This is a genomic window from Vallicoccus soli, from assembly GCF_003594885.1.
GTDB lineage: Bacteria > Actinomycetota > Actinomycetes > Motilibacterales > Motilibacteraceae > Vallicoccus > Vallicoccus soli.
This window is the reverse complement of the sequence record NZ_QZEZ01000001.1, coordinates 829,051-843,497: the sequence shown is the minus strand read 5'-3', so window position 1 is coordinate 843,497 and position 14,447 is coordinate 829,051. Positions and strand designations below refer to the sequence as shown.

14 protein-coding genes and 1 tRNA gene are annotated in these 14,447 nt (G+C 77.1%); 7 read left to right on the top strand and 8 right to left on the bottom strand.

All coding sequences use genetic code 11. The features are described from left to right. Positions 1-2 precede the first annotated feature (2 nt). On the bottom strand, positions 3-722 hold the full coding sequence (locus D5H78_RS03975) for a VldE C-terminal domain-containing protein (RefSeq protein ID WP_119949022.1): 720 nt from the start codon (positions 720-722) through the stop codon (positions 3-5). A 174-nt stretch (positions 723-896) separates the two neighbouring features. On the opposite strand from D5H78_RS03975, the gene D5H78_RS03970 reads away from it, so the two are divergent. Continuing rightward, a complete protein-coding gene (locus D5H78_RS03970; protein ID WP_119949021.1) occupies positions 897-1,691 on the top strand; it encodes a carbonic anhydrase in 795 nt (264 codons plus the stop codon). 61 nt (positions 1,692-1,752) lie between these two features. Here the strand turns inward: D5H78_RS03970 and D5H78_RS03965 are convergent. Together D5H78_RS03965 and D5H78_RS03960 are read right to left on the bottom strand one after the other, a co-directional pair. Then, positions 1,753-1,829 (bottom strand) — tRNA-Met (locus tag D5H78_RS03965). A 78-nt stretch (positions 1,830-1,907) separates the two neighbouring features. After that, positions 1,908-4,961: a UPF0182 family membrane protein gene (locus D5H78_RS03960; protein ID WP_119949020.1), complete on the bottom strand. Its 3,054-nt coding sequence runs from the start codon at positions 4,959-4,961 to the stop codon at positions 1,908-1,910. Between the two features lie 220 nt (positions 4,962-5,181). Between D5H78_RS03960 and D5H78_RS03955 the strand changes: the two genes are divergently transcribed. Beyond that, positions 5,182-5,754 (top strand): PPA1309 family protein, encoded by a 573-nt coding sequence (locus D5H78_RS03955; RefSeq protein WP_119949019.1) that lies wholly within the window; start codon positions 5,182-5,184, stop codon positions 5,752-5,754. Positions 5,755-5,761: 7 nt separating this feature from the next. On the opposite strand, the gene D5H78_RS03950 is transcribed toward D5H78_RS03955, so the two are convergent. Then, positions 5,762-6,874, bottom strand: a complete 1,113-nt coding sequence (locus D5H78_RS03950; protein WP_119949018.1) for a YlbL family protein — start codon at positions 6,872-6,874, stop codon at positions 5,762-5,764. Between the two features lie 68 nt (positions 6,875-6,942). After that, complete coding sequence (locus D5H78_RS03945; RefSeq protein WP_119949017.1) at positions 6,943-7,416, bottom strand: molybdenum cofactor biosynthesis protein MoaE; 474 nt, start codon at positions 7,414-7,416, stop codon at positions 6,943-6,945. A gap of 185 nt (positions 7,417-7,601) precedes the next feature. On the opposite strand from D5H78_RS03945, the gene D5H78_RS03940 reads away from it, so the two are divergent. Both D5H78_RS03940 and D5H78_RS03935 read left to right on the top strand, forming a co-directional pair. Next, positions 7,602-9,101 carry a zinc-dependent metalloprotease gene (locus tag D5H78_RS03940; RefSeq protein ID WP_119949016.1) on the top strand — a complete coding sequence of 500 codons (1,500 nt, stop codon included), beginning with the start codon at positions 7,602-7,604 and terminating at the stop codon, positions 9,099-9,101. Further along, a complete protein-coding gene (locus tag D5H78_RS03935; protein WP_119949015.1) occupies positions 9,098-9,673 on the top strand; it encodes an NUDIX hydrolase in 576 nt (191 codons plus the stop codon). Before D5H78_RS03940 ends, D5H78_RS03935 begins: the two co-directional genes overlap by 4 nt. A 25-nt stretch (positions 9,674-9,698) precedes the next feature. On the opposite strand, the gene D5H78_RS03930 is transcribed toward D5H78_RS03935, so the two are convergent. Then, the gene (locus tag D5H78_RS03930) at positions 9,699-10,352 is read right to left on the bottom strand and encodes a M48 metallopeptidase family protein (RefSeq protein WP_119949014.1); all 654 of its coding nucleotides are present in this window, start codon (positions 10,350-10,352) and stop codon (positions 9,699-9,701) included. A gap of 141 nt (positions 10,353-10,493) precedes the next feature. Between D5H78_RS03930 and D5H78_RS19205 the strand changes: the two genes are divergently transcribed. The 3 genes from D5H78_RS19205 (at position 10,494) to D5H78_RS03920 (ending at position 13,315) form a co-directional block, all read left to right on the top strand. Continuing rightward, on the top strand, positions 10,494-10,652 hold the full coding sequence (locus D5H78_RS19205) for a DUF5679 domain-containing protein (RefSeq protein ID WP_165865585.1): 159 nt from the start codon (positions 10,494-10,496) through the stop codon (positions 10,650-10,652). Between the two features lie 133 nt (positions 10,653-10,785). Then, a complete protein-coding gene (locus tag D5H78_RS03925) occupies positions 10,786-11,913 on the top strand; it encodes a hypothetical protein (protein ID WP_218566201.1) in 1,128 nt (375 codons plus the stop codon). Between the two features lie 79 nt (positions 11,914-11,992). After that, positions 11,993-13,315: an ABC1 kinase family protein gene (locus D5H78_RS03920; protein WP_119949013.1), complete on the top strand. Its 1,323-nt coding sequence runs from the start codon at positions 11,993-11,995 to the stop codon at positions 13,313-13,315. Positions 13,316-13,331: 16 nt separating this feature from the next. Here the strand turns inward: D5H78_RS03920 and D5H78_RS19200 are convergent, their stop codons facing one another. Next, positions 13,332-13,502: a hypothetical protein gene (locus D5H78_RS19200; protein ID WP_165865584.1), complete on the bottom strand. Its 171-nt coding sequence runs from the start codon at positions 13,500-13,502 to the stop codon at positions 13,332-13,334. Then, positions 13,499-14,416 (bottom strand): non-homologous end-joining DNA ligase, encoded by a 918-nt coding sequence (gene ligD / locus D5H78_RS03915; protein WP_218566199.1) that lies wholly within the window; start codon positions 14,414-14,416, stop codon positions 13,499-13,501. The genes D5H78_RS19200 and ligD overlap by 4 nt, the downstream gene beginning before the upstream one ends. Positions 14,417-14,447: the final 31 nt, after the last annotated feature.

Genomic DNA, 14,447 nt, shown 5'->3' with positions numbered 1-14,447 from the left:
GCTCAGGCCCCGGCGCTCGAGCGCACGCCGGCGAGGGAGTCCTGCAGCAGGGCGAGCCCCTTGCCGGAGGGGGCGACCGCGTCGGGGCCCTGCCAGAACGAGGTCCTCCCGGCGCCGCCGGCGCGCGAGAACGAGTAGTGCACGTGGTCCACGTGCCGCAGCGTCGGCGAGCACTGGCTCAGCGCGCGACCGCGGCAGGAGGCGTGCACGTACGGGCGCCAGCCGTCCTGCAGCCGGTAGACCGACAGGATCCGGTCGTTGAAGATGATGTACATGATCCCGAGGCGCCGGGCGATCTCGGCGTCGTCCTTGAGCAGCCACTTGTGCATGGCGGTGGCCATGGCGCCCTCGCGCGCCACGCGGGCGTCGACCCCCCAGTCGAAGGCCCGCCCCTCCTTGTGCTCGCTCTGCCCGCCGCTGCCGCAGGCACGCAGGATGCCCATGTTCGTCGAGCCGGGGTAGGTGCGCACCGCCATGCGGGCGAACCAGGCCGTACCGGCGCCGATCGTGCTCGTGCAGGTGGTCTGCGGCTCGTAGGGGACGGTCTTCTCGGCCGGGGTCACGAAGCGCGGCGTCGCCGGCATCGGGAGGGTCACGGCCCCGGCGGGCGCGGCGAGGGGGACGACGGCGACCACGGCGGCCGCCGCGGCGGCGACGGCGGTGGCGGCGCGGGAGAGGCGGCGGCGCAGGCTGGTGCGGCGCCCGGCGGCGTGGAGGGTCACGGTGCTGGTCCTCGGGGGGTCGGGGACGGGGCTCCGGGACTGTATCGGCGGGCCCGGCCCCTGCTTGAGGGGCGTTACACGTGAGGTGCATCACACCGCGGTGGTGATCACCCCCCGCTACAGGCGGCACCCGCGGGCGCCGATCCCCTCCGCGACGACCACAGGAGGGTCCCCATGACTGCCACGACGGACGAGGCGCCGGCGCCCGCCGCGCCGCCGCCCGCCGCTCCCGCGGCCCGCCGCGACGACCACCTGCCGGACCGGCGCGAGGCGCTCTTCGCGCTCGGCGGCGGCCTGCTGGGCGCCCTCGTGGCCCTGGCGGGGGCCAAGGCGCTGGCGCCGGGCGCGCCCGAGGCGCGCGACGACGAGGAGCCCCTGGGCGCGCGGGAGGCCCGCGAGCGGCTCGTGGAGGGCAACGAGCGCTTCGTCGCCGGCGAGCCCCTGCACCCGGACCAGTCGACGACCCGGCGCGAGGGCCTCGCCGAGGGGCAGCACCCCTTCTGCGCGGTGCTGTCCTGCGCCGACTCGCGGGTCCCGCCGGAGGTCCTCTTCGACCAGGGGCTCGGGGACCTCTTCGTCGTGCGCAGCGCCGGGCAGGTCCTGGACAGCGCCGTGCTCGGCTCGCTGCAGTACGGCGTCGAGCACCTCGAGGTGCCGCTGCTCGTGGTGCTCGGGCACACCGAGTGCGGCGCGGTCGCCGCCACCGTCGAGTCCCGGCGCCCGGACGCCGAGCCGACCGGCACCGACATCGACGCGCTGGTCGCCGGCATCCTGCCCGCGGTCGAGGAGGCGGAGCGCTTCGGGGCCCACGAGACCGAGCTCGCCGAGGTGGCGGTCGACGTCAACGTCGAGCTCGTCGTCGAGCGCCTCAAGGCCTCGCCCGTCATCGCCAAGGCCTCGACCCTGCGCGAGGTGAAGGTGGTCGGGGCGGTCTACGACCTCGAGACCGGCGAGGTCGAGTTCCTCTGAGCGCCTGCGGGACCCCGAGCACGACGAAGGCCCAGGTCCGGGGGACCTGGGCCTTCGTCGGTGGTAGCGGGGGCAGGATTTGAACCTGCGACCTCTGGGTTATGAGCCCAGCGAGCTACCGAGCTGCTCCACCCCGCGTCGGCGTTGCGTCGTAGACGTTACGGCACGACGGACGCCGGGGGCAAATCGGGGGTGGGCAGCGCGCACGGTCGGCCCCTAGCGCCCGCCGGACGGGGTCTGCTCCGGCGCCGGGGCGGCCTCCCCGCCCGCGGCGGGCGTGGCCGCGGGGGCGGGGGCGTCGCCGTCGGGGGGCACGGCGCCGTCGCCCTGGGCCGGCGCCTCCGGGGCCTGGGCCCCGGTGATCGCCGCCTGCGCCGCCGCGGCCTCGCGGATCGCCCGCGCGACCCGCTCCTGGGCCTCGCCGTACGCCGCGAAGTCCCCGGCCTGCAGCGCCTCCTCGCCCGCCGCGATCGCCGCCTCGGCCTGCGAGAGCGCCCGCGCCAGGCGCGCCTGCTGGTCCGCCGGCTCCTGCTCGCCGCCGCCCTCGGTCGGCGGCACCTCGTCGGTGATACCGCCGGCGCCCTCGAAGACCTGGTTGAGCGCGCCCTCGAGGGTCGGGGCGAAGCCCACCCGGTCGCCGAAGGCGACGAGGACGTACTGCAGGAGCGGGTAGGACGAGGTGCCGGTCGAGCCGCTGACGTACACCGGCTCGACGTAGAGCAGCGCCTCGCCGACCGGCAGCGTCAGCAGGTTGCCGAAGGACACCCGCGAACCGCGCTGCTGGAGCAGGTTCAGCGTCTGCGCCACGCTCGAGTTGGCCTGGTAGTTGTTCTGCACCTGCTGCGGGCCGGGGATGGCCGTGTTGCGCGGCAGCTCGAGGATGCGGATCGTGCCGTAGTCCTCGCCCGGCTCGGCGTTCACCGCCGCGAAGGCCGAGAGGTTCGCCCGGTTGTTCGGCACGAAGGTGGTCGTCAGCGAGAAGGCCGGCTGCTCCTGCTCCGGCATGCGCAGCGTCAGGTAGAACGGCGGCTGCTGCACGTTGCCCGTGCTCTCCGGGGTCGGGTCGTTCGGCACCTCCCAGAAGTCCACGCCCGAGAAGAACGCCTCGGGGTCGGTGACGTGGTAGCGCGTGAGGAGCTCGCGCTGGACCTTGAAGAGGTCCTCCGGGTAGCGCAGGTGCTGGCGCAGGCCCTCGTCGATCTCCTCGTACGGCTCCACGGTGCCGGGGAACGCCTTCATCCAGGTGCTGAGCACCGGGTCGACGGTCTGGCCCTCCGGCGTCCACTCGTAGAGGCGCACCTCGCCGCTGTACGCGTCCACCGTCGCCTTGACCGAGTTGCGGATGTAGTTGACCTGCTCGTTGGCCTGGACCACCCGGGTCGTCGACGTGCTCGTCAGCGCGTCGGTGGTCGCGTCCTGCAGCGAGGTGCGGCTCGAGTACGGGTAGCTGTTGCTCGTCGTGTAGCCGTCGAGGATCCACTGGATCCGACCGTCCACGACCGCGGGGTAGGTGTTGCCGTCCAGCTTCAGCCAGGGCGCGACCTTCTCGACGCGGTCGCGGGGCTCGCGCACGTACAGGATCTTGGACTCGTCGTTGATGAAGTCCGACAGGAGGATGTTCCCCTCCTGGTACTTCGCCGCGTAGAGGAGCTTGCGGAACAGCGAGCCGACCTCGACGCCGCCCGAGCCGTCGTACGTGGTGAAGACCGAGCCCTCGGACGCCTCGTCGTCGGGCCGGTCGAACTCCCGGGGGTCGCTGCCCTCGGGGGCGCCGACGATGGAGTACTCCGGCGAGCGCTCGCCGAAGTAGATGCGCGGCTCGTACTCGCCGAGCTCGCCGGTGGGCGGGATGTCGCTCTCGAGGAACGACGGCCGGCCGTCGGCCTGGGCGGTGTTGCCGCGCGCGGCGACGAAGCCGAAGCCGTGCGTGTAGACGATGTGGTCGTTGATCCAGCCGCGCTGGTTCTCCCCCAGCCCGTCGAGGTCGAGCTCGCGCACCGACACGACGGAGTCCTGCTCGGTCCCGTCGATCGTGTAGCGGTCCACGTCGAGCACGTCGGGGAAGCTGTAGAAGCCGCGGACCTGCTGCAGCTGGCGGAACGCCGGCGGCACGATCTGGGGGTCGAGCAGGCGGATGCCCGGGATCGAGTCGGCCGCCTCGCGCAGCTGGGCCTGGGTCGCCGTCGTCGACCCCTGGATGGCCGTCACCTCGGTGTCGGCGATGTCGTACGCGCTGCGGGTGCCGGCGATGTTGCGCTCGATGTAGGGCGACTCCTTGTCCAGCTCGGACGGGCGCACCTCGAACCGCTGGACGACCGCCGGGTAGACGCTGCCGATGAGCACCGCCGCGACGAGCAGCAGGCCGACGCCGAGGCCCGGCAGGAGCCACCCGCTGCGGGCCACCCCGACGAAGAACAGCACCGCGACGATGACGCTGATCACCGCGAGGATCGCCTTGGCCGGCAGCACCGCGTTGACGTCGGCGAAGGTGAGCCCCACGAAGTCGCGGTTGTTGACGCGCCCGCCGGTGGTGGCGAGGAACCAGCGGTCCATCCAGTAGGCGACCGCCTTGAGCAGGACGAACACGCCGAGCAGCACCGACAGGTGGATCCGCGCCCCGGTGGACGTCCGCTCCCCCGGCGACTGAAGGCGCAGGCCGCCGTAGAGGTAGTGCGTCGCGGCGGCGACGACGAGCGAGACGATGACGAGCGCGAAGGCGAAGCTCAGGACGAACCGCCACCAGGGCAGGTCGAACGTGAAGAACGAGATGTCCATCCCGAACTGCGCGTCCTCCTGGCCGAAGGACGTCCCGTGCCGCCACAGCAGGAAGGTCTGCCACTGCCCGGCGGCGGTGCTGCCGGCGACGAGGCCCACGAGCACGGCGGCCACGACGACGAGCAGGCGGCGGAACGGCTCGATGCCCTGCCGGTAGCGCTCGAGGTTCTGCTGCTCGGGCGACATCGGCGCGTACACCGGGCGGGAGCGGTACGCGAGCACGAAGCTCCCGACCACGGCCCCCGCCATGACGGCCGCGCCCACGAGGAACAGCAGCGCCCGCGTCAGCAGCTCGCGGGTGAAGACCCCGGTGAAGCCGACGTCCTGGTACCAGAGGTAGTCCGTGTAGTACGAGACGAACAACCCGAAGAGGGCGACGAGCGCGGCGACGACCACGAGGGTCGGCAGCAGGGCGCGGTTGCGCCGGCGGGCGAGGACGGGACCGCCGGGACGGCGGGCGGGTCCGCCCGGGTCCGGCGGCATCTGGAAGCTCACGCGTGGGGCCCCTCGGCGGCGGTGCGGTCGGTCGGCGGGCCCGAGCGCAGCACGGGCCGTAGGAGGAACGTACCGGGGCGTGGCGACGGTTCCCCGTCGGACGGACCCGACGGGCCGGGCTCGTGCCCGGGTACGGACCGGGGGACGGACCGGGGGACGGACCCGGGCGACGGACCGGGGACCGATCGGGACGGCGCCCGCTCCGGGGCAGGATGGGGCCATGGCCGACCAGTCCCCCCAGCCCGCCGACCCCCGCCGCCCCCGGGCCGCCGCCGCCCCGCCGCGGCTCACCCGCGCCGTCGTCGAGCTCGAGCAGCACGTCGCCGCCGGCGGCTGGGACCAGCCGGTGCGCCTCTTCGCGCTCGTGCCCACCGCCGAGCTGCTCGCCGCGCAGCCCGACCTCGCCGACCAGCTCGGCGGGGACGCGCTGCTGCTGGACCCGGGGCACCTGACGCCGGTGGAGCAGGAGGTGCCCGCGCACGACGGCCTCGAGGAGCTGCTCGCGGGCATCGTGTGGCCGCCGGAGGTGGCCGGCACCGCCGTCGCCGTCGAGCGGCTCGTGCTGCCGCCCGACGCCGAGGGCGCCCTGCCCGACGACCCCGCGGCCGCGGCCGCCTTCGCCGCCGGCCACCCGGGCCGCCAGGAGGTGCGCCTCGCCGTGGGCGTCCTGCGCGACGGCAGCCGGGAGTGCGCGGTGCGGCTGCGCTCGGCGGACCGCGACCAGGACGTGCGCTCCGGCGCCGACCTCGTGCCCGGGCTGGCCCGCGCGCTGGCGGCCACGCTCGAGGACTAGGGGCGGCTCAGCCGCAGGTGGGCAGCGCGTCCGCGCGGTCCTCCCGCAGCGCCCGCAGCGCCGAGAGCGCCTGGCCCAGCGAGTCGACCGGGGTCACCCGCAGCCCCTCGGGGGTGGCGGCCGCGACCTCCCGGCAGTTGCCGGAGGGCGCGAGGAACAGGTCCGCGCCGAGGTCGCGCGCGGCGACGAGCTTCTGCTGGATGCCGCCGATGGGGCGCACCTGCCCGTCGGGGGTGATCTCGCCGGTGCCCGCGACGTACTGCCCGCCGTTGAGCTCGCCGGGGGTGAGCTCGTCGATGATGCCGAGCGCGAACATCATCCCGGCGCTCGGGCCGCCGACGTCCTCGAGGCCGAACTCGACCTCGAAGGGCGCGTCGAACGTCGTGCCGAGCTGCACCCCGACGACCGCGCGCTCGGGGTCGTCCTCGGCGGGCCGGGTGACGACCCGCTGGACCGACTCCTCGCCGTCGCGCAGCACCGTGAGCTCGACGAGGTCCCCCGGGCTCCGGTCGCCGACCCGCTCCGCAGCCCGGGCGCTGCCGGCGACCGCCCGGCCGTCGACCGCCGTGATGACGTCGCCGACGCGCAGCACCCCGTCGGCCGCCGACCCCGGCGCGACCGCCGCGACGGTCGCCCGCTCGTCGACCGGCACGCCGAGCTGGCGCAGCGCGGCGGCGGTCGCGTCGTCCTGCGACGAGGTCATGTCGCGGGCGTTCGTCTGCTGCACCTGCTCCTCGGTGGTCCCCTCCGGGTAGACCTGCTCCTCGGGGACCACCGCCACCGCGGGGTCGAGCCAGCCGCGCAGGGCCTGCACGAGGTCGACCCGCCGCCCGGGCCCGCCGCTCACCGACACGGTGGTGAGGTCCAGGTGGCCCGCGGTCGGGTACGTCTCCCGCCCCCGTACGGTGATGAGCTGGGTCCCGTCGACCTCGCCGATGGTGTTGGCGGTCGGGCCGGGGGACAGCAGGACGTACGGCACCGGCAGGAGCGCGGCGACCGCCGCGAGGGCGACGGCGACCAGGGCCGAGGCCGCCAGGACGACCGGGCGCGACGCCGCAGGGCGGGGCGGGGGCCCGTCCTGCTCGTCGCGGGCCTGCTCGACCGCGGGACCGCTGACCATCGGCGCGCGCTCGCCACCTTCCGCCTCGGGCGCGTCACGGCGCGCGCTGGACCTCCAGCGTAGGCGGCTCAGGCGGAGCCCACCCACTCGTCGCTGCCGTCGGCGAAGCGCTGGTGCTTCCACAGCGGCACCTGGTGCTTGAGGTCCTCGACGAGCTCGCGGCAGGCGTCGAAGGCCTCCCCCCGGTGCCCGGCGGCCGCGGCGACGACCACGGCGACGTCGCCGACCGCGAGGTCGCCGGTGCGGTGCAGGGCCGCGAGGGCCACCACCGGGTGCCGCTGCGCCACGCGCTGCGCGACCTGCGCCAGGACCTCCTCCACCCGGGGGTGCGCGCTGTAGCCGAGCTCGTCGACCTCCTTGCCGCCGTCCTCGCGGCGGACCGTGCCGACGAACACCGCCGTACCGCCCGCCGCGGGGTCGCGCACCGCCGCGAGCACCTCGTCGACCCCGATCGGGGTGGCGCGCACGCCCAGCAGGCGCACCGGGCCCCGCTCCCCCGTGCGCCCGCCGCCGTCCCCGCCGCCGTCCCCGCCGCCGCTCACGGCGCTCCCCTCTGCCCTGGGCGAACCCCGACGGGCCGCCCGCTCCCCGGGCACCCGTGCCGGGCCCGGCTCGTTACGGTGGGACGGACGCAGGGCGAGCGGGGCACCGCCCCGCCCGCGCCCGGCACGGCCCGCACGTCCCGCACATCCTGACCCAGCCAGCGCCACCCGATCGAGGTGCCACCGTGAACGACGTCCCCTTCGGCTTCGGCCTGCCGTCCGGCGGTGACGACGACGACGAGCAGCGCGACCCGTCGCAGCGCCGGCCGCCGGGGTTCGGGTCCGGCTCCGGGTCCGGCTCCGGGTCCGGCTCCGGGTCCGGCTCCGGGTCCGGGTCCGGCGGGCCGCAGGACCCGTTCTCGGCCCTGCTCGGCGGCGGCGCCGGCGGGGCGTTCGACCCGGCGGCGCTCGGCGCGGTGTTCCAGAGGCTCGGCGAGGTCATGTCCTGGACGGGCGGGCCCGTGAACTGGGACCTCGCCCGCCAGGTCGCCCGCCAGGCCGGCGCGCAGGGCGACCGGTCGGTCGGCGGCGCGGACCACGCGGCGGTCGCCGAGGCCGTGCGCATCGCCGAGGTCTGGCTCGACGAGGCGACGACCCTGCCGGCGGGCACGAGCCGGGCCCGGGCCTGGAGCAGGGCGGAGTGGGTCGAGGGGACCCTGCCGGCGTGGCAGCGGCTCGTCGACCCGGTGGCCGGCAAGGTCGTCGACGCCATGGGCGGGGCGATGCAGCAGGGCGTGCCCGAGGAGATGCGCGCGCAGGTGCAGGCGCTGGCCGGCCCGATGCAGCAGATGATGCGCTCCATGGGCGGCGCCATGTTCGGCACCCAGGTCGGGCAGGCGGTCGGCTCGCTCTCGCGCGAGGTCGTGTCCTCCACCGACGTCGGGCTGCCGCTGGGGCCCGCGGGCACCGCGATCCTCGTCCCGTCGGGCATCGCCGCGTTCGGCGAGGGGCTCGGCCTCCCCGAGGACCAGGTCCGCCTGTTCCTGGCCCTGCGCGAGTGCGCGCACCACCGGCTCTTCAGCCACGTGCCGTGGCTGCCCTCGCGCCTCGCGGCCGCGGTCGAGGACTACGCCCGCGGCATCCGGGTGGACACCGCCCAGATCGAGGAGCAGCTCGGGCGCATCGACCCGAGCAACCCCCAGGCGGTGCAGGAGGCGCTCACCGGCGGGCTCTTCGAGCCGCAGGACACCCCCGAGCAGCAGGCGGCGCTGCGGCGCCTCGAGACGCTGCTCGCGCTCGTCGAGGGCTGGGTCGACGAGGTCGTCGACGCCGCTGCCGGGCCGCGGCTGCCCGCGGCGGTGGCGCTGCGCGAGACGGTACGGCGCCGCCGGGCCTCCGGCGGCCCCGCCGAGGAGGTCTTCGCCGCGCTGGTCGGGCTCGAGCTGCGCCCGCGCCGGCTGCGCGACGCCGCCGCGCTGTGGGCCGCGCTCGCCGAGGCCCGCGGCACCGAGGGCCGCGACGCGGTCTGGTCGCACCCCGACCTCCTGCCGGGCGCCGAGGACCTCGACGACCCGCAGCGCTTCGTGCGCGGGGGCGGCGAGCTCGACCTGTCCGGGCTCGACGAGCTGACCGGCGGGCCGGGCGCAGGCGACGGAGGCGGCACCGGCGAGGGCACCGGGGACGGCGACGCCGGGACGGGCGACGGCCCGGCCGACGGGACCGGCGGCCCGCGCTCCGGGGCGTGAGCGCGGACGCCCACGCGGCGGCGACGGCCCTGCTCGAGGGCTGGGCCGCGCCGGACGAGGAGCAGGAGCGGCTGCGCGCGGCGTACCTGGCGTTCCTCGCCGGGCACCCCGACGGGCTGCTCAAGCGCTGCGTCCCGCGCCACCTCACGGCGAGCGCGCTCGTCGTCGACGCCGACGCGGGCCGGGCGCTGCTGACCCTGCACGCCAAGGGCGGCTTCTGGGCCCAGACCGGGGGGCACTGCGAGCCCGGCGACGCCTCGCTCGAGGCGGGCGCGCTCCGCGAGGCCACCGAGGAGTCCGGCATCGACGGCCTGCGCCTCGTGGGCGGGCCGGTCGGCCTCGACCGGCACGCGCTCTCGGGGGCCTTCGGCACCTGCCGCGAGCACCTGGACGTGCGGTGGGTCGCGCTGGCCCCCGCCGGTGCCGCGCCGCGCGCCAGCGCCGAGTCGCGCGACCTGCGCTGGTTCGACCTGGACCGGATCGCCGGGGGCGGGCGCGAGGAGGTCGGCGGCGCCGCGGTGCTCGACCTGCAGCGCCTCGCCGCCGCGGCGGTGGCCCGGCTGCGGAGCTGAGGGGACCGGGGGCGCGGGCCGCCCGTCAGTCCCGGGCCGCCACCTCGCCCGCTCCCCCCGCCGCGTCCTCCCCGGGCGGCGGCTGCAGCCCGCTGGCCGCGGCCACGCCCTCGAGGAAGCCCCGCGCCCGCTCCGCCCGGGGGTAGGCGCCCACCAGGGCCCAGAAGTCCGGGCCGTGGCCGGGCACGAGCAGGTGCGCGAGCTCGTGGACGAGGACGTAGTCGACCACCCACGGCGGCATCCCCTGCAGCCGCGCCGAGAGCCGGATGGTGCCGTCCACCGGGGTGCACGAGCCCCAGCGCGTCGCCTGGTTGGCCACCCAGCGCACGCTCGTGGGCACGGCACGCGACCCCAGGTGCCGCCGCGACAGCTCGAGCGCGCGCGCCATGAGGTCGTCGTCGGTGGGGCGCGCGCGGCGCTCCTTGGCCTCGAGCCGGCTCACCATCTCCGCGACCCAGCGCTGCTCCTCCGCGCGCGACATGCGCTGCGGGATGAGCACCACCGTGCGGTCGCCGTCGCGGTAGGCCGACACCGTGCGCCGGCGGCGCGCGCTGCGGCGCACCTCGACGAGCCCGTGCCCGTCCACCGCCCTGCGCACGTCGGGCGCAGCACCCCCGGGGCGCGCGGCGGGGACCGTCGGACCGGCCTCCGGCCCGACGGACCCCGCGGCGGCCGTCATGTGACGCAGGTTACCCGAGGGGCGGCGCGCCGCGCCGTGCGCGCGTCGGGGCCGCGCGGGGCGGCCGTACCCGCCCCCTGACGTAGGGTGTCGCCCGCACCGGCCCCGGAGCCGGGGCGCCGAGCGGACCGAGGAGGACCAGTGGCCGAGAGCTACACCGGCGACGCGTACTGCGTGAAGTGCAAGGAGAAGCGCGACTTCACCGGCGAGATCAAGGTGAGCGAGTCGGGCCGGCGGATGGCCCAGGGCACCTGCCCCGTGTGCGGCACGAAGCTCAACCGCATCCTCGGCAAGGCCTGAGGCCCAGCACGTCCCCGGCGCGCCGCGCCCGGCCCCGCACGGGGCGGGCCGCGGCGCGCCGCGCGTACGCCCCCGGCCGGCCCCCTGTGGACGACGCCAGCGGCCCCGCGCCCGGCGGTGCCAGGCTCGGCGGGTGAGCACGACCCGTACGTCCCCGCGGCCGCCGGCCGGCCCGCGGCGGCCGCGCCCGGCCCGCCGGCCCGCCCTGCACCCCGCGCTCGCGCGCGGCTGGCGCGACGCCACGACGCTGCAGGTGGGGGTCGACCCGGAGCGCGCCGTGGTCCTCGGCGGCCTCGACCCCGCCTCGGCGGCCCTCGTCGCGTCGCTCGACGGGTCCCGCACGCGCAGCGCCGTCCTGCGCGACGCCGACGCGGCGGGGCTCGACGCCCCGCGGACCGCCGCGCTGCTCGACCTGCTCGAGGGAGCGGGGGTCCTCGCGGACGCCGCCGAGGAGCCCCTGCCCGGCGCGCCGCCCGCCGTGCGGGCCCGCCTCGCCCCCGACCTCGCCGGCCTCAGCGTGCGGCACGGCCCCGACGGGGCGGCGCGCGCCCTCGCCCGGCGCCGCGCGGCCTCGGTGCGGGTGCTGGGTGCCGGGCGGGTGGGCGGCGGGCTGGCCGCCCTGCTCGTGGCCGCCGGGGTCGGGCGCGTGGTCCCCGACGACCCCGCACCCGCGGCGCCCGGCGACGTGCCGCCCGGCGCGCCGCCGCCGGGCGGCGCGACCCGCGAGGACGCGGTGCGCGCGCTGCTCGCCCGCTCCGCCCCCGACGCGCTGGTACGGCCCGGGCGCCGCCACCGCCCCGACCTCGTCGTGCTCGTCGCGGGCGAGGCGCCCGGGCGGGGGCGCGCCGGGCACGAGGAGCCGTGGCTCGCCGCCGCCGACGCCGCGGCCCGGGACGACGTCGTGCTGCTGCACGTCGCCGTGCGCGAGACCACCGGCGTCGTGGGCCCGCTCGTCGTGCCCGGCGCGACCTCGTGCCTGCGCTGCCAGCAGTTCCACCGGGCCGAGCGCGACCCCGCCTGGCCGCGCCTCGCGGGCCAGCTCGCCGCCGGCCCGCCCGGCACCGCGCCCTGCGACGCCGCCCTGGCGGCCGCGACCGCCGCGCTGGGCGCGCTGCACGCCCTCGCCTGGCTCGACGGCCCGGGCGAGCGGCTGCCGAGCAGCGCGGGGGCGACCCTGGAGCTCACGCTGCCCGAGGGCCAGGTGCGCCGGCGGCCGTGGCCGGCCCACCCCTCGTGCGGCTGCCGGTGGCCCGAGCCGTGACGTCGGCGAGGGGCGGCCGCCGGCGGCCGGCGGGGCGGGTGAGGTGCGGGGCGCGCGGTGGCGGGGCGATGATGGGGCCGTGACGGACCTGCCGAGGAGGGCGGTGACCCGCACCGCGAAGCTGGCCGCCCTTCCGGTGGGCGTCGCGGGGCGCACCGCGTGGGGGCTGGGCAAGCGGCTCGGGGGGCGACCCGCCGAGGTGGTCGCGGCCGAGGTGCAGGCCCGGACGGCCGAGCAGGTCTTCCGGGTGCTCGGCGAGCTCAAGGGCGGGGCCATGAAGTTCGGCCAGGCGCTCTCGATCTTCGAGTCAGCCCTGCCGGAGGACCTCGCGGCGCCGTACCGCGCCACCTTGACGCGCCTGCAGGACGCCGCGCCGCCGATGCCCGCCACGACCGTGCACGCGGTGCTCGGGGCCGGGCTCGGGGCGGACTGGCGCCGCCGGTTCCGCGCCTTCGACGACACCCCCGCCGCGGCGGCGTCGATCGGGCAGGTCCACCGCGCCACGTGGGAGGACGGGCGCGAGGTGGCGGTCAAGGTGCAGTACCCGGGGGCCGGGCCCGCGCTCGTCGCGGACCTCAACCAGCTCAGCCGGCTCGGGCGGGTCGTCGGTGGCTGGATCCCCGGGCTGGACGTCAAGCCGCTGCTCGCCGAGCTCAAGGACCGGGTCGCGGAGGAGCTCGACTACGGGCTGGAGGCGCAGGCCCAGCAGGCCTTCGCCGAGGCCTTCGCCGAGGACCCCGAGGTGCTCGTCCCCCGCGTCGTGGCCCGCGGCGGCAACGTGCTCGTCAGCGAGTGGATCGACGGCACGCCGCTCTCGCGGACCATCGCCGAGGGCACCCCGGACGAGCGCGACCGGGCGGGGCTGCTCTTCGTCCGCTTCCTCTTCTCCGGCCCCGCCCGGGCGGGGCTGCTGCACGCCGACCCGCACCCGGGCAACTACCGGCTGCTCGACGACGGCCGGCTCGGCGTCCTCGACTTCGGCGCCGCGGCGCGCCTGCCCGACGGGCTCCCGCCCTCGATGGGGCGGCTCATGCGGGTCGCCCTCGAGGGCGACGCGGACGCGGTCCTGGCGGGCCTGCGGGCGGAGGGCTTCGTCCGCCCGGGGGTCACCGTCGACCCGCAGGTGCTGCTCGACTACCTCGCGCCGTTCCTCGAGCCCGCCGCGGTCGAGGAGTTCACGTTCGACCGGCAGTGGATGCGCGAGCAGTTCGCGCGGGTCAACGACCCCCGCCAGCCCGGCTACACCACGGCGCTGCGCCTCAACATGCCGCCGTCGTACCTGCTCATCCACCGGGTGTGGCTGCAGGGCATCGGGGTGCTCAGCCAGCTCGGGGCCACGGCGCCGTTCCGCGCGGAGCTCGAGCGCTGGCTGCCCGGCTTCGCCGACCCCGACGAGGGCTGAGGGGCGCCTGGCCCCGTCACCACCAGGCCTCGTCCAGCCGGCCCTCGATGCTGCGCACGTGCTCGCGCACGCAGGACGCGCAGACCCAGCGGCGCCCCCTCGGTCCCTGCTCGGCCGACCACGTGACCGGTGGCGCGTCGGCGCTCGCTCCGCAGCGCGAGCAGGCGACGGGGTCATGCGCGCTCACGCGGGCACCCGCCCGCGGTGCGCGTCGTCGAGCAGCGGCGCGTGCAGGTCGCCGAGCCGGTCCACCCGCTCGAGCACGTCGGGCGCCAGGAAGCGCAGGTCCTCGGGGGCGCGGCACGCCTCCACCTCGTCCCAGGTGACCGGCGTCGAAGCCGTGTGCTGCTCGCGGGCGCGGAGCGAGTACGGCGCCACCGTCGTCTTCGACCCGTTGTTCTGGCTCCAGTCGATGAGGACCTTGCCCGGTCGCAGCGCCTTGGTCATCCGGCTGACGACGAGCCCGCCGTGCTCGGCCTCCAGCCGCTCGGCGAGCGCGCGGGCGTACGCGTGCGTCCGCTCCCACGGCACCGGCCGCACGGGGACGTAGAGCTGCAGCCCCTTCGAGCCCGACGTCTTCGCCCACGCCTGCAGCCCGTCCTCGGCGAGGGCCTCCCGCAGCAGCAGCGCGACCGCGCAGCACTCGACGACGGTCGCCGGCGCCCCCGGGTCGAGGTCGAGGACCAGCAGGTCGGCGCCGCGCGCGCCGCCGCGCGGTCCCACCGTCCACTGCGGCACGTGGAGCTCCAGCGCCGCCAGGTTGGCCAGCCAGACGAGGGTCGCCAGCTCCTCGACGACGACGAAGTCGATCTCCTCGCGGCCCGTCGTGCTGCCGGGCGTGGGGAGCCGTACGGTCCGCACCCAGTCGGGCGTGTGCCGCGGTGCGTTCTTCTCGAAGAACGAGCCGCCCTCGACCCCGTCCGGATAGCGCTTGCGGGTCGCGGGCCGACCCGCGAGGTGCGGCAGGAGCACTGGGGCGACCCGCGCGTAGTAGTCGATGACCTCGCCCTTGGTGAAGCCCGTCGCGGGGTAGAGCACCTTGTCGAGGTTGGACAGCCCGAGGCGCCGGCCCGCCACCTCGACCGTCGTGCGCACCGCCACAGCGCCCCCTCCCCTGCCGGTCCGCGCACCG

Coding starts and splice junctions, on each gene's coding strand:
- D5H78_RS03950 (WP_119949018.1), bottom strand. CDS start 6,874: ATGGTCAGCGGTCCCGCGGTCGAGCAGGCCCGCGACGAGCAGGACGGG.
- D5H78_RS03970 (WP_119949021.1), top strand. CDS start 897: ATGACTGCCACGACGGACGAGGCGCCGGCGCCCGCCGCGCCGCCGCCC.
- D5H78_RS03955 (WP_119949019.1), top strand. CDS start 5,182: ATGGCCGACCAGTCCCCCCAGCCCGCCGACCCCCGCCGCCCCCGGGCC.
- D5H78_RS03930 (WP_119949014.1), bottom strand. CDS start 10,352: ATGACGGCCGCCGCGGGGTCCGTCGGGCCGGAGGCCGGTCCGACGGTC.